Origin of the sequence: Pantoea alhagi (genome assembly GCF_002101395.1) — a bacterium.
In the GTDB taxonomy this organism is placed as follows: Bacteria; Pseudomonadota; Gammaproteobacteria; order Enterobacterales; family Enterobacteriaceae; genus Mixta; species Mixta alhagi.
Genome location: NZ_CP019706.1, coordinates 866,522 through 886,904, shown reverse-complemented (window position 1 = coordinate 886,904; position 20,383 = coordinate 866,522). Strand labels below are relative to the sequence as shown.

Sequence of the window (20,383 nt, the reverse complement as noted above, 5' to 3'; positions counted from 1 at the left end):
GCAAGGAAATGATAATGAGCCACTCTCCTGCGATCGGTTGGTACGGGAAATTGCCCAGCGCCGGTGACTTTTTGCAGCGCCGTTTTCCCGATGCGTTAGCCCGTCAGTGGACCCACTGGTTTCAGGTGGGGCTGCTGAACTGGCAAAAAAATGAAGCGCTGCGTCCCGGCGAGCGGCACCGATTCGCGAAAGCACCGGTATGGAATTTTGTGGTACCGCCCATGCTGGGCAGCCAGCTGGTGCAGATGGGATGTCTGTTGCCCGCGCGCGATAGCGTAGGCCGTCAGTATCCTGTTTGTGCTCTGTTCAGCTTTACGCCAGCCGAATGGTCAGCGGGGCGGCTGGCAATGGCGGGCGAATGGTATCAGCAACTGGGACGCACTCTGATGCATGCGGTGCATAACGTCTACTCTGCTGAACAGCTCGATCGGGCGCTGCTGGCCATCCCCACGCCGCAGGACCCTGCTGGTCAGGCCGCGCACTCGGATATTTTAGATGTCATTGGCTACGGCGACATTGCCACCAACCTGAGCTGGAAGCAGGTGGCCGACTGTTTTGATCCGCAGCGTTATACCAGCTTTTGGTGGACCAATCAGGCCGACAACTATCCACTTTATACCCACCTGCACAGCGGCAATTTTACCGCTCAGCTCTTTTCGCTGCTGTTTGATCCGGCAGGCGGAGCCAGGCCAGGCCGACACGGGCTCTATCCGCCTATGTTTGAATAATCTTCCGACTTGAGAATAGCGATGAATATCGATGCGTTACTCGCTCCGGTTAGCAGTGAAAAACCGTGCGGCGAAAATCTGGAATATGACGCTGACTATATGGCGATGAACCAGGCCAGCGAAGGGAAGGCGGAGCAACAGTTTGGTGACACCATTATTCCTGCCGAGCCAGCCGACTGGAACAAGGTGGAGCGGCTGGCGACCGGACTGCTGACGCGCACCAAGGATCTACGCGTGATGTTAGCACTCACTCACGCCTGGACGCATATGAAAGGGCTTCCGGGCTATGCCAGTGGATTGAAACTGATTCAGCAGGCGCTGCTGCTTTACTGGGAGCCGCTTTATCCATTGCTGGAAGAATATGGCGAACGCGACCCTTTCTATCGCATTAACGCGCTGGCGGCGCTGGGTGATAAATCTGAGCTGACTGCCGCACTGCGCCAGGCTCCGCTTCTGCGTACCGCCGCTGACCAAATCTCTTTACGCGACGCCTGCTCTTTACTGGATGGCAGCAAAACGGACGTGGCCGATTATCCCGGCGGACGTGCGCGCTTAAATGATGAGCTGGCCAGGGGCGATCAGCCCGGCATTGAAGCTATTCTGCAAATAAGTGAGCGCCTGCAAACTATTCGTGAAACGCTGGCGGAGCACCTGGGTGAAAGCGGTGTGCCAGAGATGGAACAGCTGCAAAGAATAGTGAATCTGGTTGCGCAATCCTGTCAGGCCACCGATCTAAGCGCGCTGATGCCGGGTAACGCAGACGCCTCCGTGCAACCTGCTGCTGATAATGCCGCGCCTGCCGCACCGGCGCATACGCATACCGACTGGCGCAACAGCGAAATTACATCACGCGCCGAAGCGCAGCTGATGCTGGAAAAGGTGAAGCAATACTTTGCCCGCTATGAACCCAGTCATCCGGCTCCGCTGATGATCGATCGCGTTCAGCGTGTTATTGAACTCGATTTTATGGCGATCATCCGCGACCTTGCGCCCGATGGCGTGCATCAACTCGAAAACATTTTTGGTCGCCGCGATTAAGCAGCAACCCCTTATATGGCAGCGTGCCCGCTGCTGACTTTACCGCGCATATCCGATGGAGAACCTCATGGCATCTAAATCCAGTGGGCAGAAATTTATCGCCCGTAACCGCGCGCCGCGCGTACAAATTGAATACGACGTAGAGATTTATGGCGCCGAGCGCAAAATTCAGCTGCCGTTTATCATGGGCGTAATGGCTGACCTGGTTGGTAAACCAGCAGAGCCGCAGCCGGGCGTTGATGAGCGTAAGTTTCTGGAAATCGATATCGATAACTTCGACGAGCGTATGAAGGCGCTTAAGCCGCGCGTGGCGTTCCAGGTGGATAATACGCTGACCGATGAAGGCCGCCTGAATGTCGAACTGACTTTTGAAAGCATGGAAGATTTCTCACCGGATGCGGTGGCACGTAAGGTTGAGCCGCTGAACAAACTGCTTGAAGCGCGCACTCAGCTTTCTAACCTGCTGACCTATATGGATGGCAAAAACGGTGCGGAAGAGCTGATCGCCAAAATTTTGCAGGATCCTACGCTGCTGAAATCGCTGGGCCATCTGCCGAAATCTGAAGAAACCGTTAAAGGTGATGAGGAATAACGATGAGCAATCCATCACAACAACCGCTACAGCAGGCGCAGCAAACCTGGGATCAGGATGAATTTAGCGCGCTGCTGAACAAAGAGTTTCGTCCGAAAAGCGATCAGGCGCGCGCCGCAGTGGAAAGCGCGGTAAAAACCCTGGCGCAGCAGGCGCTGGAAAACAGCGTGACCGTGTCTGACGATGCGTACCGCACCATTCAGGCGCTGATTGCGGAAATCGATGAAAAGCTGTCGCGTCAGGTTAACCAGATTATTCACCATGATGAGTTTCAGAAGCTGGAGGGCGCGTGGCGCGGCCTGAGCTATCTGGTGAATAACACTGAAACCGATGAGATGCTGAAAATTCGCTTTATGAGCATCTCGAAGCAGGAGCTGGGCCGCACGCTGAAGCGCTATAAAGGCGTGGGCTGGGATCAAAGCCCTATCTTCAAGAAAATCTATGAAGAAGAGTATGGTCAGTTCGGCGGTGAGCCGTTTGGCTGCCTGGTGGGCGATTACTACTTCGATCACAGCCCGCAGGATGTGGAGCTGCTGAGCGAAATGGCGCGCATTGGTGCGGCGGCGCACTGTCCGTTTATCGCGGGCACCGCGCCGGGCGTGATGCAGATGGAGTCCTGGCAGGAGCTGGCTAATCCGCGCGATCTGACCAAAATCTTCCAGAACAGTGAGTATGCTGCCTGGCGCAGTCTGCGTGAATCGGAAGATGCGCGTTATCTGGGCCTGGTGATGCCGCGCTTCCTGGCGCGCCTGCCGTATGGCATTCGCACCAACCCGGTAGACAGCTTCGATTTTGAAGAAGAGACCGACGGTGCCAGCCACGGTAACTACACCTGGACCAACGCCGCTTATGCCATGGCTGCCAACATCAACCGCTCATTTAAAGAGTTTGGCTGGTGTACGTCCATTCGCGGCGTAGAGTCGGGCGGCGCGGTAGAAAATTTACCGTGCCACACCTTCCCCAGCGACGACGGCGGCGTGGATATGAAATGTCCGACCGAAATCGCCATCAGCGATCGTCGTGAAGCCGAGCTGGCGAAAAACGGCTTTATGCCGCTGGTACACCGCAAGAACTCTGACTTCGCCGCCTTTATTGGTGCACAGTCATTGCAGAAGCCAACGGAATATCATGATGCGGACGCCACGGCAAACGCCCGTCTCGCTGCCCGCCTGCCTTATCTGTTCGCCTGCTGCCGCTTCGCGCATTATCTGAAGTGCATAGTGCGCGACAAGATTGGTTCTTTCCGCGAGCGCGAAGAGATGGAGCGCTGGCTGAACGACTGGGTGATGAACTATGTGGATGGCGATCCGGCCAACTCCTCGCAGGAAACCAAATCCCGCAAGCCGCTGGCTTCAGCCGAAGTGCTGGTGGAAGAGATTGAAGATAACCCGGGCTACTACGCCGCCAAGTTCTTCCTGCGTCCGCATTATCAGCTGGAAGGCCTGACCGTATCGCTGCGTCTGGTATCTAAGCTGCCGTCGCTGAAAACTAATGATGCGTAAATAAATTTGTCGGGCGTGACGGGACGCCCGATATTTTTGCAAAGCTGGAACATCTGCTATTAAATTGAAGGGTTCCTTTGCGGGCTGGATTTATATTTAGCGTTCCTGTTTTGCAGAAATATAACTAAAGCGAAATGGATTTATTTAATAATGGCGAAGCTATTTTTATGGGTGTTTATTGCATTTATCAGTATGAGCCATAGCACTTACGCCGAAGCTAACTGTAGCTCGGCGCAAAAAGATGCTGAAATCAATCACTGTTGGGCTAAAGAAAAAAGCAGCGCAGAGAACGAACTAAACGCCGAGTATGCCAGCGCGAAGCAGCGAATCGCTAAAGCCTACGCAACGCATAAAGAGCTACTGACGCAATACAACGCTATTCTGTTAGATTCACAGCGCGGATGGTTAAAATATCGTGATAACCAATGCAGGCTGGAAGCCTTTATGGCTGATGAAAAGTTTGCTGTCTATGCTTCTTTGATTGATCAATGTACCACCCGTATCGATCGTGAAAGAGTGGCACAGCTTAAAAGCATATCTTACGAATAAACGGTTTAGTTAACTACGTACTATTGCCCCACAAAATATAATGCCCTGACATACAGAAGGGCTATTTTTGAAATGCGATATTACACGATGCATTTTCTGTTTAATCAATTACTCTGTAAAAAGGAAAATCGATGGATTCATAACCACAGGTTATCTCGGTATGGATCTTTTTTAAGTAGAAGATAATGTAAAGCCTTTTATTGATGTGTAAATTTTCAGGTAAGCCATAGAGTTATAGATAAAAAATAGAAGGGTTTTTGGCCGGAGTTACACATGATTATAATAGCCATTAAATACATTTCATTCTATAGCTTACAGTTTATTTCATTTATGTTTCTTTTTTCTGTTCTTGGATATTATGTCTTCGTGTTTGACTGGGGTGGTAATATGACTTGGTCAGCGATAAATGCAATTATATTATTAATGGCAAGCTCTTTTTCTATTGCTATTTATTACCTGGTAGGGAAACTTAAATTGGTTTTATGATTTTCTATAAGCTTTTGGTAACAAGAAGGGTTGTGTGAAATTTATCAACAAAAATAAAAGTTTAACTGACATTAATTCAAGTGTGTTGGCGCTAAAAAATTATAAGAGAACACGTACCAAACAGGATGAATAATGTTGATTAAAATATAAATATCGATTATTAGGGAATTATTGTAAATTTTAATGTAATGCCTTTTTTCATTGATGTATTCTTTAGTGAATCCAGGGGAAAAGTGACTGATGCTAAACGAATCAGTTATTCAGTGTTTAATGCCCCATGATCATCGTAATGTTTATTAAAATCTCTTTAATGCAATCAACCTGACAATGATATAGGGTGTTTTTTAATAGTTAAATCAATAGTGAATAACTCTGTAATTATAAACCTATTTCAGGAGAGTATCATGAAAACACTTGAAAATTCTGAGGTGCAGCCAGGTTTTTGTATTGTTCAAAATCCAGGGACATTGTTATCACAAGCACAGGAGCTTTTTCATAAAAGAAATCCTGAGGCAATGAAAATGTTCATGGAATTGAATAGTGACACGCCGTGGGTAAAGCCAGGGCAGTTACTAATTGTTGCTGATCCAAATAATAAAAATCAAGCCAGCCAGATTAACCAGTTGAATAAAGCTAAAAAGAGAGTAACTCACGCGTTAGCAACGGAAGATGTTTCCACAGCTACTTTTTTAAATAATCATTATGGTACTATTGCTGCATTAACAAATATAATGGACAAAAGCCTTGGCGCAGTAAGCGATGCAGGAGAAAAGTATTTCACGCGTATTACTGAAACACTAAAAAAAATTGAAGCGGCATACCAGAATCAGTTTAGAACGCAAGGATCGCTAATCGGTCAGCAATTTTATGTTGAGCGCGCAAAGCTCTTTAATGAGCTAGATTCTTACTTAAACGGTTTAGTAAAGCGTAATTTAAAATTCCGTCCTTATGAGGATATAAAAAGAGCTTTAAACTTATCCAGTCGCTCAATTGTTCATGATTGGCAGACTGCTGGAGTGGGCGCGATTCAGGGATACTCTACCTATATCGATCGGGCTGCTAAAGCTGCAAGTTATATGAAAGCTGGTGGGTGGGTCGCAATCGGATTTGCTGGTCTAAATACAACAAATGAAGTGCACCATGCTTGTACCACAGGTAGAGAAAATCAATGTATGAAAGTTGCGGTACGAGAGTATAGTAAATTTGGTGCCAGCACAGCAGCAAGTATTTATGGTGGTACATTAGGGGCTTACGGTGCAACAAGCCTCTGCATTGCTTTAGGTGTAGCTACTGGCGGAGCTGGTTTGCTGGCATGTGGTGTTGCCGGTGGTATAGCGGTGGGCACGGCATCCGGAACTATTGCTGAAAAAGGAACAAATTATTTTATGGATTTAATTCTATGAGTACGGAACATTTTTTATTTTTAATTGTTGTCGTTTTTGTAATCTTCTTTTTTATTTCTACCATTTATGCATACTATTTATATAAAAAGCATTTAAATAATTATGAGGATTTCTTTAAGCAATACAGACAAAATGGGCTTTATATTGATCCTATTAGCAATTTAAGTAGTGATTTTGGGTTCGTTCTTTATTATTTGAAAATAGCATTCTTTGTTAGGCTGCTTCAAGATAAAAAGATGTATGTTGAAAAAGGAAAGCTTGTTGATAAGGCATGTTATGAGTATATGCATAATCTTCCAAAAGAAAAAACTGCATGGATGTGGAGTTGGCGACGAGCTCACTTTACACAAGCACTCCTTTTTGTTACTTCGCTTATTCTTGGATGCTTACATAGCATATTTTATCACTATTAGAAATATATCGTTTAATTGAATCGTCTTTTTTTAATAAACCTGTAGTGTGCAGTGTATTCTTAAAATGGCTTGATTGACTGAAAGTAATATCTCCCTAATTAATATTTGTCTGTTTTCGCTGAGAACAGGCAGAAACGAGGCAGAGGTAAAATATGGACTGTTTTATTCAGCCCCATGCTTTCCTGTTTGCCATATCACTGCTTTATCGAAAGCAACTTTAACCAATAAAGAGTAGATAATTATGGCTATTGATATGTTCCTGAAGGTTGATGGTGTAACCGGTGAGTCTCAGGACTCCAATCACAAAGGCTGGACCGACATCACTTCTTTCTCCTGGGGCGCAACCCAGCCTGGCAACATGGCTGTTGGCGGCGGGGGCGGCGCGGGTAAAGTGAACTTTAGCGATCTGCACGTTAACGCGCTGATCGACAAGTCTACTACCGCTATCCTGAAGCATTGCGCCGGCGGTAAGCACCTGACCAAAGTTGAACTGTCAGTATGTAAAGCGGGCGGCCAGCAGATTGAGTACACCAAAATCACGCTGGAGGATGTGCTGGTGACTTCCGTTCAGTACAACGGCAGCGACAACGGCGATACCGTAGGTGTGACCTATGCATTCCAGGCTGCGAAAGTTAAACAGCAGTACTGGGAGCAGACTTCTGCTGGCGGTAAGGGCGCTGAAAGCAGCGCTGGCTGGAACATCAAAGAAAACAAAGAAGCGTAATAGCTTTCACCCGCCCGTTTACGGGCGGGTATATTTATGGATAGCGTTGTTAAAAGTAATAGAGTGAATACGCCATTTCCAATTTTCTTTATCTGTCTTGCAGCTATGATTTTTCAATGCGAGTCAGTGCAAAATCAGAATACAGTGCTGAACAATATATAAAAAACTATGCTTTAAGCGTCTGTGTTGCTAAAGGGTATAATAGCAAGGAAGTTAAAGATGACGCTTCTGCTGCGGCGCGTGGTTATCTGGAGTTTGGCGATTACCCTTTAGCTGCCCATAGTGCAGTAAGAAAGGTAGTGGACGAATTTCTTGCAAAAACATATTCCAGCCAGTCCGGCGAGCCAATGACATTAGCTAAATGTATCGATGTTTATCATAGTGCTGAACTGGGAAAGATCGTTAAGCAATATAAAGGAAAAGAAGATGGCTAAGATAGCTGAGGTTATTATTACAACAAGGAATAAAAGTTTTGAATTTTAATTCTGAGGTTTTTGGCTACGCTCAGAGAATGTAAAAGTAAAGATGATAATATTCTTGAAGTAAATTTTAATAAAGCCTGGCGATAAAAAGTCTTTCTCATGAACATCAAAGTATTGTCCCTGGATTCGCAATATTTCTTTCGGAGTGTCATCTGGCTCAGCCATTTTATCACCTTCTGTCGGTAAGGGTTAAACAGGGAGGGGTGTGTTTTACTGTCTCTGAAGAAAATAGATGCAACGGTATTTTTAAAGTCGGCTCCCCCTAAATTTCTTTGCGCAAAATTGATTGTTGGGAAACAGTAAAACCATCTGAAGAAGCTAATTACGGACAGGAAATAATGGCTGGAGAGTGTATTTTTGGAATGAACTAAAATGACAACCTGGCGAATATGATGTGGCGGTCAAGATTAAAAATGATGACTCTCTGGGAAAACGCTGCTCCACTCATTTTATTTTGGAAAAAATGAATAAGGACACTTTTTTGAAAAAAATAGTTCGATTTTGGGATATAACGTAACTAAGGGACTCTCTGCTCGAAACTATACAACTTATTAGTAGCAGCTAACTAAGATATAGATTGCTAGTAATACCTCTGAAAGGTATGCCATAGGCGGATATATAGCCTTTCGTTTAGTTTTTTTGAGGAAAGTTTCTATTTATGATTGTCCAGTTAAAGCGTTTATTTATGCAGCCCCTGTTAGGTTGCGCTCTTTTTTTTAGCTTCACAGCAAATGCTGAGCAAAACAACGCTGAGCTATTGGCTGGTAAATGGCAGATAAAAAGAGTTTATGTTAATACGCAGCAAACAATGCGGCCATCTATCATAATGAATGACCCGACGCTGGTTGGCCGTACGTTGTCGTTTACCACCAATCATATTACTGGCGAACCGTTACTTAATCACGGCTGTGAGCAGCCTGTATTAAAGGCGCAGCCTGAAATCACATTAAATAAGCTTCTGGCCTCGACAATCGGAGCAGAGAGCAGTAAAGATCTATCAAATAATTATTCGTTAGAATTGCAGGGTACTGATAAGGTAACTCCAGTCTTTGTCCAATGCGGGAAAGGCATGCTTGGGCCTAAAGGCGAAGCTACTGATAACTGGTTGGTAAAGCTGGGCAAACAAACGATCCTGACTAATTGGGACGATAATACATTACTTGCCTTACAAAAACTGCCAGCCGATGCGCCTGCAGCGCCTTCTTTTAATTGCCAAAAAGCGGTAACCACAACTGAAAAGGCTATTTGTGCATCTTTTGATTTAGCCAGTTGGGATCACAGCGTTAATGATGCCTGGCAAATGGCAGTACATCAAATTAAGAACACCGGTGTTGATGTTACAGCTAAATTAGCAGCACTAAAAAGTGAGCAGCAGCGTTGGCTTATTGAAAGAAACGCCTGTAAGGACGAGCAAAGGTGTATTAAGCAACAAATGGTGACGCGCGTAACTGATCTGGTGGAAAGCGCTAAATAAGTATCCGCCAGGAAAAACGGCTCGTCAGCGCTGTTTATATTTGCCTTACAGACGAGCCTGATTCCTTTATTTACAATGAACTTTATTCCAGATATCCAATCGATATTAGCCATTGACCGATTGAATTATTGCTTATTTAACTTCTTCGTATAAACCCCGCCAGTTTCACCGAGACCTGCGCGGTTTGTATGCCGAATATCTCAAACGCAGGAAACCGTTATGCGCTTTACGATTATAACGAATAAACCGGGACATCAGCCGCCGCAGAGCAGCTGTGACTTTTTACCGCCCGGCGGCACCATCGGCCGTGGCGTCGATAACAATCTGGTGCTGCCCGATAACGACCGTACCATCTCCCGCCTGCAGGCGATTGTCCACATTTCCGCCGACGGCGAATGCCGGATCACTAACCGTGGCAACGTGACGCGCGTCGAGCTGAATGATATTCCGCTGGAGCGGGGCCGTCAGGTCGAGTTACAGGATGGCGATATTCTGGGCATAGATGAGTACCGTCTGCTGGTTAACGATCTGAATGCCACTGCTCAGCCTGCAGCGCATGTTGCGCCGCCGGTGGCCCGTCCTGCGCCACAGGTACCCGCCCCGCAGGCTCAGCCAACGCCGCTTGCAAAGGCCGCAGATGGCACAGCGGCGATCCCCAGCGAAATCTGGGATAGCCTGGCGAAAGAGTTTTCTATTGCTGACAGCATCTCTACCAGCCGGATGAAGCCCGCCGCGCCTGCGGCCACGGAACATCCGTTAACGGCGCCACAAACAGAAAACCGTAACCCGGAAGATCCGCTGGCGCAGTTTAAAACCAGCGAGCCGCTGAGCCTCGATCGTCGCAGCCAGACGCCAGATGCGCTGTTTAATCAGGATGAACTGTTTAAATCAGAGAGCATTTTCAACGACAGCACGCCGACCACGCTGGTGCAGCCTGCCGCTGATAAAGCTGCTCAGCCGAAAGCGAAACCAGATGAGCTTGATCCGCTGGCGCTGTTTGGCGGCGGCAAGTCCACGCCAGCGCAAATCAACAGCGACGATCCGCTGGGCCTGATGATGGGCAGTGCGGTGCCGTTGGCGCATCCCGATGATGAAACGCCCGGCACGCAGCAGCCTGCTATGGCCGAAACCCGTTCGGCGGAGACCGGCAAACAGGATCTGTTTGGCGATGACAATGATATCGCGCGTTCGCCGCTTTTTGCTGACCAGCCGCCTGCCGCCGGGGCCAACCCTGATGTTGCACCTGCGGAAAACGCGTCCAGCGTTTCTTCCCTGTTTGCCGATGAGCAAAGCGCCGCCCGGGATGCCGACTTTAACGACGCAGTAAAAGCCGATGATGACGCGCTCAGCGCCTCGCCGTTGTTTGCAGATTTGTCAGCGGATAAGCCAAACAGCATTGAATCTTCTCCGCTGTTTAATCAGGCACCGCCACAGCCGGACGTCCCCGATTATGGTGGTATCACTCTGCCTACGCCGCAGGCGGTTCAGCGCAGCGTTACGCCACCGCCGAAAGGGCGCTTGCGTATCGATCCGGTTGCCAGCAACAGCAGCAGTCAGCAGCACAATGCCTCTTCCGGCGGAGAGGCGCTGCAGGGTGAACTGTTGCAGGCGCTGCTGGATGGTATGGGACTAAATGATATGCAGCCGACGCCGCATTTCGATCGGGAAAATATGCAGCAGCTGGGGCAGATGCTGGGCATGTTCTCGCAGGGAACGGTCGCGCTGTTGTCCTCGCGCTCGATTCTGAAACGCGGCGTAAAAGCGGATATGACCGTTATCCTGGATGATGCCAATAACCCGTTCAAGCTGCTGCCATCCGGCAAAACCGTGCTGATGCAGATGTTCGGCAGCCGTATGCCGGGCTTTATGCCGCCGAAACAGGCGGTACGCGATGCGCTGGTGGATCTGCAGGCGCATCAGCTGGGGATGATTGCCGGTATCCGCGCCATTATTGCCGCGATGCTGCAATCCTTTAATCCACAGCAGCTGGAAGAGGAAGCGCGTCAGGAAGGCGTGACTTCGCGCCTTTCGCTGCCCGGCAGCCGTAAGGCGGCGCTGTGGGAGCATTTTAACCGTCGCTATAACGAAACGGCTGGTGAAATTGAAGATGACTTCCATACGCTGTTCGGCGAAGCGTTCCTGCACGCTTACGATATGGAAGTTAACCAGTATAAAGACTCACAGACCGCCTCGGACGAATAATGAATATCACCATTGCCTCAATGTCGAATCAGGGCGCCCGCGAGAGCAATCAGGATCAGACGGGCGACATGATAGGAGAGCGCTCGGCCTGCTTCGTGGTCTGTGACGGCGTCGCTGGTTTTCCCGGCGGCGATCTGGCCGCCAGGCTGGCGCGCAACACCATTATCGACCAGTTCGACGGCGATGCGCATCTGGATGCGCAGCAAATTCGCCGGTACATCAATAATGCCAACCGGGCGATCCGTCAGCAGCAGAAAAGCGAGCCTGATTACAGCCGCATGGGCACCACGCTGGTCAGTTTGTTTATCGATCGTGATTATCAGCTGGCTTACTGGGCGCATGCGGGCGACAGCCGCCTTTATCTGTTCCGGCGCGGCTACCTGTATCACGTCACCACCGACCACAGCCTGATTCAGCAGATGAAGGATGCCGGACATCAGACAGAAGGCATCAACAGCAACCTGCTCTATTTTGCGCTGGGAATGGGCGACGAAGGGCGCGATGCCAGCTACAGCGATGTCGTGCCGATTGAAGATGGCGATGCGTTTCTATTGTGTACCGATGGCTTCTGGCACGGCGTGTCGCATCAGCAGATGCAGCAGGCGTTGCATATGGTCAACACGCCGGAAGAGTGGCTGACGCTGATGCATCAGGCGCTGAAAAACAGCGAGGAGCAGTCAGACGGCGAGCAGGATAACTACAGCGCGATGGCGGTCTGGGTGGGTTCGCCTCAGGATACTACGCTGCTGCATTCTCTTTCTGAAGCGGCGCAGTTTATTCCGCTTCGCGATTAAATAACTCTCAAGGGACCCTTATGAAATACTGGTTAACCGGCGCGTTAACGCTGTTAATGGCCTCCAGCGCCTGGGCGGATAATTACAATATTGTCTCTTCACCTTCTAAAAAACTGGATGTGTGGATCGATAACGTTAAAAGCCAGAAGCCTGAGGACTGGTGCGCGCGCGAGCTGCCGCTGCGTATCGTTGCCAAAGGCAATAAAACGCCGACGGTGCTGGAGGAGTTTCTGCCACAGGTCGGCGCGCTGATACAAACAAAACAGTGTACCAAACTGACAACGCTTAACTGGCAGATGGAAGATGCCAACGGAGCCCTGCTGGCAAAAGGCAGCGCAGCAAAGGCCAACAACTGGCAGGTAAACGTCACGCTGCCGGAACCGACTGCGGCAACCCCAACAGCCACGCCAGCAGAGACGGCGGTTAACCCGGAAGATCTTTCTCCTCCGGCAGATACCACACCCTGGCTGCAGTTCAGCCTGCTTGACGGCTGTCATTTTCGTACCTGGTGGAGTGACGACGATCGCTCCAGCGCGCTGTTTGTCCCAACAAAAGAGGGCGTGAAGTGTGCCGATGATGGCTGGCTGAGCGGGCAGGCGCAGATGACGCGCGTGGGCCATGGCGCAGCGAAAAATATCACCGTCACCTTTCTGCAGGGCTTTCCGGTTATCGGTCTGGCTGCAAAAAGCGACAAGCGCGGCCTGCAAATGACCACCGTCAATAACGAGCGCATGGTGCTGACTGACGAACGCTCGCCTCAGAGCTGGCTGATCCTGCCGTGGTCAAATGATTTTAACGGCTGGCAGGCTACCGGCACCGTGGCGGTACAGATGAACCAGGCGGAAGCCAGCGATGAAGGTGCGTTAAAAGCGCGATTGAACGAAGTACGTAAAGTGTGGGCGCCTTATCTCAGCGATGCGCCTTTAACCATTCAGCTGGTACAGGAGCTGCATCCGCAGCTGAAAGACCCAGCCGCAGGTGCCTGGCGCACCATTAAATAACCCGCAAAAAGGAAGCGCTATGCACTCTTTACAACAACTGCTGGCAGGTGGCTCGCTGGATGATGCGCTGGCGCGCGTTGAAGCGCAAATTAAAGCGGCCCCGGCCAACGCCGATCTGCGTGCAGCTTTTGTTCAGCTGCTGTGCCTGGCAGGCAACTGGACGCGGGCGCAAACCCAGCTGAAATCCTGGGCGGCGCTGAAACCGCAGGCGCAGCCGACGGTTACGCTGCTGGAACAGGCAATCAGGGGAGAGCAACAGCGTGCGGCGGTGTTTGCCGGTCAGGCTCAACCGCGTCTGCCGGGCGAAGCTTATCGCTGGGCTGAACAGTTATTCGCCGCGTTGCAGGCGGATATTCAGGGCGAGCGGGCGCAGGCGGATGATTTGCGTAATGGTGCGCTTGAGGCCGCTGCGCTTAATCCTGGCAGCGCGCTGATGCAGGGCAGTGAGCAGGCAGAGCCTTTCGCCTGGCTGACCGACGGTGATGGCCGTCTTGGCCCGGTGTGTGAGCTGCTGGTAAACGGTGGCTATTTCTGGGTGCCGTTTAGCGCCATTACCGAAATGCGCTTTCAGGCACCTGCCAGCGTTACGGATCTGGTTTGGCGTCATACGCTGGTACAGTTGGTGGATGGCTCTGAGCAGGTTTGCCAGGTACCGGTGCGTTATCCTTTTGCCTCCCAGGCGCAGGACGATCTGCGTCTGGCGCGCCTGACCGAATGGCAGCCGCTGGATGAAGCACAGCAGCACTATATCGGTCAGGGGCAGAAGGTCTGGCTGAATGATAGCGCTGAGTTTTCCCTTTTGAGCCTGGAGACGCTGACCTTCGTTGCCAGCGATCTGGCCGATGAGTAACTCACGTTCCGGTGACGGCGCTGAGCTGCTGCACAGCGGCTATCGCTTTCGTAAGGATCAATCGACCCTGAACGTGCGCGATAAACTCCAGCCTTCGCTGCTGGATCGCCTGATGGATAATGAACCGGGTAAAAGTCAGGAGTCGGCTAACCAGCGGCTGATCTCGCACAGCACCTTGCGACGGCACGTACTGCGCGATCTGCAGTGGCTGTTTAATACCATTAATAACGAAGCCCAGCATGACCTGGCACCCTTTAGTCAGGTTCGCCGTTCGGTGCTTAATTTTGGCGTCGCGCCGCTGGCCGGACAGCGCATGTCCGATATCGAATGGCATGATATTCAGCGCAAGCTGACCGAAGCGATTATTAACTTTGAACCGCGTATTTTGCCGCAGGGTTTGCAGGTGCGCTGTATCTCCGATACCCACTCGCTCAATCTGCATAACGTGCTGTCGATTGAAATCAAAGGGCGCCTGTGGTGCGTACCTTATCCGCTGGAGTTTCTGTTCCGCACCGACGTGGATCTGGAAAACGGCTATTTTGAGCTAAAAGATGTAGGTTAAGCATGGACAGTAAACTGCTCGAATACTACAACCGAGAGCTGGCGTACCTGCGTGAAATGGGCGCGGAGTTTGCGGAGCGTTATCCGAAAGTGGCCGGACGTCTGGGCATGCGCGGTATTGATGTCGCCGATCCTTACGTGGAGCGCATGATGGAAGGCTTCGCTTTTCTGACCTCGCGCGTCCAGCTAAAAATGGATGCGGAATTTCCGCGCTTTTCGCAGCGTTTACTGGAGATGATTGCCCCGGGCTATCTTGCGCCCACACCCTCAATGGCGATTGCCGAGCTGCATCCTGACAGTAAAAAGGGCGATATCAATCGCGGTTTCCTGGTGCCGCGCGGCACCATGATGGACAGTCAGCTGCTGAAGAAAAACGGTGTGACCTGCAGCTACACCACGGCGCATGACGTTACGCTGCTGCCGCTGCAGATCAGACAGGTAGAGCTGGGCGGCGTCCCGGCGGATATTCCGCTGGGGCAAATGGGCCTCAGCCAGCGCGGCGCGGTCAGCGCGCTGCGTATTCGCCTGAGCTGTGAAAGCACCACCACGCTCGATCATATGGATTTCGATCGGCTGGACTTTTTCCTGAGCGGTCCCGATATCGAGGCGTTAAAGTTGCTGGAGCTGCTGATGCAGCATACGGTCGGTATCTTCTGCCAGACCGCAGGCGCCACGCCTCGCCGCCATGTATTAAACAATGATGCCTTAACGCAGGAGGGCTTCGCGCCGGATCAGGCGCTGCTGCCGGACGATCTGCGAAATTTTGACGGCTATCGCCTGCTGCAGGAATATTTTGCCTTTCCGGCACGCTTCCAGTTTATCAGCATCAGTCAGCTGCGCCCGCTGCTGGCGCAGGCTAACGGCGAGCGCGAGTTTGATATTGTGCTGCTGCTTGATAAAGCGGAGCCTGCGCTGGAGCGCGTGGTGGACAGCAGTCATCTGGCGCTGCACTGCACGCCGGTTATCAACCTGTTTCCGCGTGTGGCCGAACGGCAGAAGCTTAGCGAAAGCAGCCATGAATACCATTTAGTGGTCGATAATATTCGTCCGCTGGATTATGAAGTTTACTCGGTACAGAAACTGTACGGCACGCTGGAAGGCCAGCGTGAAGAGCAAATTTTCCGTCCCTTCTGGAGTACCTACAGCCACGACAGCGGCGACTACGGCGCCTATTTTTCTTTGCGGCGCGAACAGCGCACCCTGTCGGAACATGCACAGCGTTACGGTGCGCGTACCGGCTATGTGGGTTCGGAAGTTTTCCTGTCGCTGGTGGATGAGCAACATGCACCCTGGCGTGACGACCTGCGTTATGTCACCGCCGAGGTGCTCTGTACCAGCCGTGATTTGCCGCTGATGCTGCTGCAACAGGACCAGCAGGGCTTTAAGCTGCCCGATTCGGTGCCTGCCGCGGGGTTAACCATGCGTAAAGGGCCGACGCCGCCGCGTGAACCACTGGCAGAAGGGCTGGCGGCCTGGCGCTTAATCAGCCATTTGCAGATGAACTATCTCAGCCTGATGGATAGCGATAATGGTGAAGGCGCCGCCGCGCTGCGCCAGATGCTGGCTCTGTATGCGAATCTGGCGGAAGCCTCCGTTGCGCGGCAGATTGAAGGCATTCGCCATTGTCAGCTACGCCCGGTCAATCGCCGGGTGCCGGAGCCAGGACCGATTGTTTTCGCACGCGGCATCGGCATTGAATTAACCGTTGATGAACAGGCGTTCTCGGGCAGCAGCCCGTGGCTGTTCGGCAGCGTACTGGAGCGCCTTTTTTCGCGTCTGGTTGCCAGCAACAGCTTTACCGAGATGAGCCTGAACAGCCAGCAGCGTGGCGAGGTAGGTTACTGGCCGCCGCGCATGGGCAAAAGGGCATTGATATGACGAAGCCGGTGCGTATTTTACAGCGCCTGCCGGAAGGGTTCTGGAACGGGCTGATGCAGACGCCGTGGCGCTACGATCTGTTTCAGATGCTACGACGGATCGATGCGCAGGGCGGCGAGAAATATCCGCTGGGACGCGCGCCGCTGCCGCGTCACGAGCCGCTGCGTATCGGTCAGATGCCTTCTCTGGCTTTTGCACCCTCGACGCTTGCAGCGGTCAGCGCGCGTAAAGAGAGCGAGCTGCATGAAGTTTCGATCCTGAGTTTTGGTCTGTTTGGTCCTAACGGGCCTTTGCCGATTCATATGACGGAGCACGCGCGTGAGCGTCTTTATCATCATCAGGATCCCAGCCTGACCGCCTTTGCCGATCTGTTTCACCATCGCCTGACGTTACTGTTTTACCGCGCATGGGCTGATGCGCAGCCTACGGTTTCGCTCGATCGTCCGGATGGACAGCGTTTTGACAGTTACCTTGCCAGCCTGATCGGCATGGGTCAGCCCGCGCAGCGCAAGAAAGGCTCTTTAAGCGAGCATGCCCGTCTGATGCTGGCGGGCCACCTTAGCCGCCATACGCGTGATGCGGAAGGGCTGGAAAAAATTTTGCGGCATTACTTTGGCGTACCGGTGCGCATCGAACAAAATCTGCCGCAGTGGCTGGCGCTGGATAAGCGCGAACGTGCCCGACTGGGCGCAGGACGCCAGATGTCACGGCTTGGCGAATCCGCTTTTCTGGGCGTGGCGGTGCGTGACGTGCAGCATAAGCTGCGCATCGAAATTGGTCCCTTGTCGCTGGCGCGTTATCAGCAGTTTTTACCCGGCGAGAGGCATGCGGAAGAGTTGCGCGACTGGGTACGCCAGTATCTGGGCATTGAATATGTCTGGGAAGTGCGGCTGCTGCTGGCAAGCGATGAGGTGCCGGGCACGATACCCGGCAGCGAAGGACGTCTCGGTTACAGCGCCTGGCTCGGTAAACAGCCGATTCCCCAGCCGCGCGGCGATTTAACCTTCAGCCCGGAGGGGTAAGGAAGCCCCTCAGATTTTACTCTCATTTTAGACCCTTAACTTATCCGTCAGAGATCATCATGTCAGAAATCAGCCGCGCCGTACTGTTCGGCAAACTGGACACGCTATTATTTACTTCGCTGGAGAGCGCGACGGCCTTTTGTAAGCTGCGCGGCAACCCGTATGTTGAACTGGTTCACTGGCTGCATCAGCTGATGCAGCATCAGGATGGCGATCTGCAGCAGCTGATCCGCTATTTTTCTCTTGATGAAGAAGCACTGACGCGCGATATCGTCGCGGCGCTGGATCGCCTGCCGCGCGGAGCCAGCGCGGTTTCTGATCTCTCAGAGCATATCGACAGTGCCGTTGAGCGCGCCTGGGTTTACGGCTCGCTGAAATTTGGCGTGACCCGGATCCGTGGCGGCCACTTGCTGATCGGTATGCTAAAAACCTTCAATCTTGCCAACGTGCTGAAAAGCATTTCGCCGCAGTTCAGCCGCCTGAGCGCCGATCTGCTGATGGAGCAGTTCGGGGCGATTTTTGCCAACAGTAAAGAGGCGCAACAGGCGGCCGCGCAGCCGGAAAGTTCACTGGCGGCACCGCAGCAGCAAGGGACGCTGGCGCAGTATGCGCAGGAGCTGACGGCGCGTGCGCGTGAAGGCAAAATCGATCCGGTTGCTGGTCGCGATGAAGAGATCCGGCAGATGGTGGATATTCTGATGCGCCGTCGGCAGAACAATCCCTTGCTGACCGGCGAAGCGGGCGTGGGTAAAACAGCGGTGGTAGAAGGGCTGGCGCTGCGTATTGCCGCAGGTGACGTGCCGCCGCCACTGCGTGATGTTCAGCTTTGGCTGCTGGATATGGGCATGCTGCAGGCGGGTGCCGGTATGAAAGGCGAATTTGAGGCGCGTCTGCAGGCGCTGATTAATGAAGTGCAGTCCAGCCCAACGCCGATTGTGCTGTTTATTGACGAAATTCATACGCTGGTGGGCGCTGGTGGGCAGCAGGGCACTGGCGATGCCGCCAACCTGTTAAAACCGGCGCTGGCGCGCGGTCAACTGCGTACTATCGGCGCGACCACCTGGGCAGAATACAAAAAATATATTGAGAAAGATCCGGCGCTGACCCGTCGGTTCCAGACGGTGCAGGTTCATGAGCCTGACGAAGAAAAAGCGCTGCTCATGCTGCGCAGCACGGTGAGCACGCTGGAAAAACATCATCATGTGCTGCTGCTGGATGAAGCGGTCAGCGCGGCGGTGAAACTTTCCCATCGCTATATTCCTGCGCGCCAGCTGCCGGATAAAGCGGTGGCGCTGCTGGATACCGCCTGTGCCCGCGTGGCCGTTAGCCAGGGCGCACAGCCGCCGCAGCTGGAAGATTGTCTGCATCGTATCGCCGCGCTGGAGATCGAACGTGAAATTGCTGAGCGCGAAGCCCGGCTTTCATCCGATGTTAGCGAGCGGATCGCCCAGTTAGACGCCCAGCTGGCGACGCTGACTCAGGAACGCGATACGCTGATGGCACGCTGGCAGCAGGAGCGTGAGCTGGTGGAGGCGATCATTGCTCTGCGTGCGCAGCTGTATGGCGAGCAGGCTGACAACCTGTCAGCGCTACAGCAGCAGCTGGCGGAAAAACAACAGGCGCTCAGCACGCTACAGGGCGAAGCGCCTCTGCTGTTCGCGGCGGTTGATGCCAACGTAGTGGCGGCGGTAGTTTCCGACTGGACCGGCATTCCGCTGGGACGAATGGTCAAAAATGAGATCGATGCGGTGCTGAACCTGGCCGATACGCTCAGCGAGCGGGTGATTGGCCAGCATCATGGCCTGGAGCTGATCGCTAAACGCGTACGTACCTCGCGCGCGCGGCTGGACGATCCGAATAAACCGGTCGGCGTCTTTATGTTATGCGGCCCTTCCGGCGTCGGCAAAACCGAAACGGCGCTGGCGCTGGCTGAATCCCTGTACGGCGGCGAGCAGAACATTATCACCATCAATATGAGCGAGTTTCAGGAAGCGCACACCGTCTCCACCCTGAAAGGCGCGCCTCCGGGCTATGTTGGTTATGGTGAAGGCGGCGTGCTGACGGAAGCGGTAAGACGTCGCCCTTACAGCGTGGTACTGCTGGATGAAATTGAAAAAGCGCATCCGGACGTGCATGAGATCTTTTTCCAGGTATTTGATAAGGGCTGGATGGAGGATGGCGAAGGGCGTCATATCGATTTTCGCAACACCATTATTATTCTGACCTCTAATGTCGGCACACAGCTTATCAGCGCCATGTGCGCCGATCCTGAGCTGATGCCGGAGCCGGAAGCGCTCTCCACCGCGCTGCGCGGCCCGCTGCTGGAAGTCTTTCCACCGGCTCTGCTTGGTCGTTTGCTGGTTGTGCCTTACTATCCGTTAAGCGATACAATGCTGGCCGAGATTGTTCGCCTGCAGCTAAAACGCATCCAGCGTCGTCTTGAAGAAAATCACGGTATCATCTCGCAAATCGATGAGAGCGTGATCAGCCAGATTGTCCAGCGTTGCACCGAAGTGGAATCGGGCGGACGCATGGTCGATGCCATCCTGACCAATACGCTGCTGCCGCAAATGAGCCAGATCCTGCTCACGGCCAGCGCACATGATCAGCGCTACCGTCACCTGCGCGTCAGTTTTGACCAGGGTGAGTTTCAGTGTCAGTTCGAGGCGTAAGCTTTAGCTATC

At 52.3% G+C, this 20,383-nt stretch carries 19 protein-coding genes; 18 read left to right on the top strand and 1 reads right to left on the bottom strand.

From position 1 onward, the window contains the following. Window positions 1–14: 14 nt before the first annotated feature. The 9 genes from tagF to B1H58_RS04060 all read left to right on the top strand — a co-directional run bounded on the left by tagF (window position 15) and on the right by B1H58_RS04060 (window position 7,869). Complete coding sequence (gene tagF / locus B1H58_RS04105) at window positions 15–728, top strand: type VI secretion system-associated protein TagF (RefSeq protein ID WP_085068118.1); 714 nt, start codon at window positions 15–17, stop codon at window positions 726–728. A gap of 21 nt (window positions 729–749) precedes the next feature. Continuing rightward, the gene (gene tssA, locus B1H58_RS04100; protein ID WP_085068117.1) at window positions 750–1,766 is read left to right on the top strand and encodes a type VI secretion system protein TssA; all 1,017 of its coding nucleotides are present in this window, start codon (window positions 750–752) and stop codon (window positions 1,764–1,766) included. Window positions 1,767–1,833: 67 nt separating this feature from the next. After that, the gene (tssB, locus tag B1H58_RS04095; protein WP_085068116.1) at window positions 1,834–2,358 is read left to right on the top strand and encodes a type VI secretion system contractile sheath small subunit; all 525 of its coding nucleotides are present in this window, start codon (window positions 1,834–1,836) and stop codon (window positions 2,356–2,358) included. Between the two features lie 2 nt (window positions 2,359–2,360). After that, window positions 2,361–3,860 carry a type VI secretion system contractile sheath large subunit gene (tssC, locus tag B1H58_RS04090; RefSeq protein ID WP_085068115.1) on the top strand — a complete coding sequence of 500 codons (1,500 nt, stop codon included), beginning with the start codon at window positions 2,361–2,363 and terminating at the stop codon, window positions 3,858–3,860. Between the two features lie 150 nt (window positions 3,861–4,010). Next, window positions 4,011–4,409 carry a lysozyme inhibitor LprI family protein gene (locus B1H58_RS04085; RefSeq protein ID WP_085068114.1) on the top strand — a complete coding sequence of 133 codons (399 nt, stop codon included), beginning with the start codon at window positions 4,011–4,013 and terminating at the stop codon, window positions 4,407–4,409. A gap of 890 nt (window positions 4,410–5,299) precedes the next feature. Beyond that, window positions 5,300–6,298 (top strand): hypothetical protein, encoded by a 999-nt coding sequence (locus B1H58_RS04075; protein WP_085068112.1) that lies wholly within the window; start codon window positions 5,300–5,302, stop codon window positions 6,296–6,298. Continuing rightward, window positions 6,295–6,711: a hypothetical protein gene (locus B1H58_RS04070; protein WP_085068111.1), complete on the top strand. Its 417-nt coding sequence runs from the start codon at window positions 6,295–6,297 to the stop codon at window positions 6,709–6,711. The genes B1H58_RS04075 and B1H58_RS04070 overlap by 4 nt, the downstream gene beginning before the upstream one ends. Before the next feature lie 241 nt (window positions 6,712–6,952). Further along, window positions 6,953–7,435, top strand: a complete 483-nt coding sequence (locus B1H58_RS04065) for an Hcp family type VI secretion system effector (RefSeq protein WP_085068110.1) — start codon at window positions 6,953–6,955, stop codon at window positions 7,433–7,435. A gap of 116 nt (window positions 7,436–7,551) precedes the next feature. Further along, on the top strand, window positions 7,552–7,869 hold the full coding sequence (locus B1H58_RS04060; RefSeq protein ID WP_085068109.1) for a T6SS amidase immunity protein Tai4 family protein: 318 nt from the start codon (window positions 7,552–7,554) through the stop codon (window positions 7,867–7,869). 45 nt (window positions 7,870–7,914) lie between these two features. Here the strand turns inward: B1H58_RS04060 and B1H58_RS20560 are convergent, their stop codons facing one another. After that, window positions 7,915–8,082, bottom strand: a complete 168-nt coding sequence (locus B1H58_RS20560) for a hypothetical protein (RefSeq protein WP_157130147.1) — start codon at window positions 8,080–8,082, stop codon at window positions 7,915–7,917. Between the two features lie 493 nt (window positions 8,083–8,575). Between B1H58_RS20560 and B1H58_RS04055 the strand changes: the two genes are divergently transcribed. The 9 genes from B1H58_RS04055 to tssH all read left to right on the top strand — a co-directional run bounded on the left by B1H58_RS04055 (window position 8,576) and on the right by tssH (window position 20,371). Next, on the top strand, window positions 8,576–9,391 hold the full coding sequence (locus tag B1H58_RS04055) for a lysozyme inhibitor LprI family protein (RefSeq protein WP_085068108.1): 816 nt from the start codon (window positions 8,576–8,578) through the stop codon (window positions 9,389–9,391). A 219-nt stretch (window positions 9,392–9,610) separates the two neighbouring features. Then, entirely contained in the window at window positions 9,611–11,593 is a 1,983-nt protein-coding gene (gene tagH, locus B1H58_RS04050; protein WP_085068107.1) for a type VI secretion system-associated FHA domain protein TagH, read from the top strand. Then, window positions 11,593–12,387: a PP2C family protein-serine/threonine phosphatase gene (locus tag B1H58_RS04045; RefSeq protein WP_085068106.1), complete on the top strand. Its 795-nt coding sequence runs from the start codon at window positions 11,593–11,595 to the stop codon at window positions 12,385–12,387. The genes tagH and B1H58_RS04045 overlap by 1 nt, the downstream gene beginning before the upstream one ends. 20 nt (window positions 12,388–12,407) lie before the next feature. Beyond that, entirely contained in the window at window positions 12,408–13,388 is a 981-nt protein-coding gene (locus tag B1H58_RS04040; protein ID WP_085068105.1) for a hypothetical protein, read from the top strand. Between the two features lie 19 nt (window positions 13,389–13,407). Continuing rightward, entirely contained in the window at window positions 13,408–14,238 is an 831-nt protein-coding gene (locus B1H58_RS04035; RefSeq protein ID WP_085068104.1) for a type VI secretion system accessory protein TagJ, read from the top strand. Continuing rightward, window positions 14,231–14,800 carry a type VI secretion system baseplate subunit TssE gene (gene tssE / locus B1H58_RS04030; protein ID WP_085068103.1) on the top strand — a complete coding sequence of 190 codons (570 nt, stop codon included), beginning with the start codon at window positions 14,231–14,233 and terminating at the stop codon, window positions 14,798–14,800. The genes B1H58_RS04035 and tssE overlap by 8 nt, the downstream gene beginning before the upstream one ends. Window positions 14,801–14,802: 2 nt before the next feature. Then, the gene (tssF, locus tag B1H58_RS04025; protein ID WP_085068102.1) at window positions 14,803–16,677 is read left to right on the top strand and encodes a type VI secretion system baseplate subunit TssF; all 1,875 of its coding nucleotides are present in this window, start codon (window positions 14,803–14,805) and stop codon (window positions 16,675–16,677) included. Continuing rightward, the gene (gene tssG / locus B1H58_RS04020) at window positions 16,674–17,699 is read left to right on the top strand and encodes a type VI secretion system baseplate subunit TssG (protein WP_085068101.1); all 1,026 of its coding nucleotides are present in this window, start codon (window positions 16,674–16,676) and stop codon (window positions 17,697–17,699) included. Before tssF ends, tssG begins: the two co-directional genes overlap by 4 nt. A gap of 59 nt (window positions 17,700–17,758) precedes the next feature. Continuing rightward, entirely contained in the window at window positions 17,759–20,371 is a 2,613-nt protein-coding gene (gene tssH / locus B1H58_RS04015) for a type VI secretion system ATPase TssH (RefSeq protein WP_085068100.1), read from the top strand. Window positions 20,372–20,383: the final 12 nt, after the last annotated feature.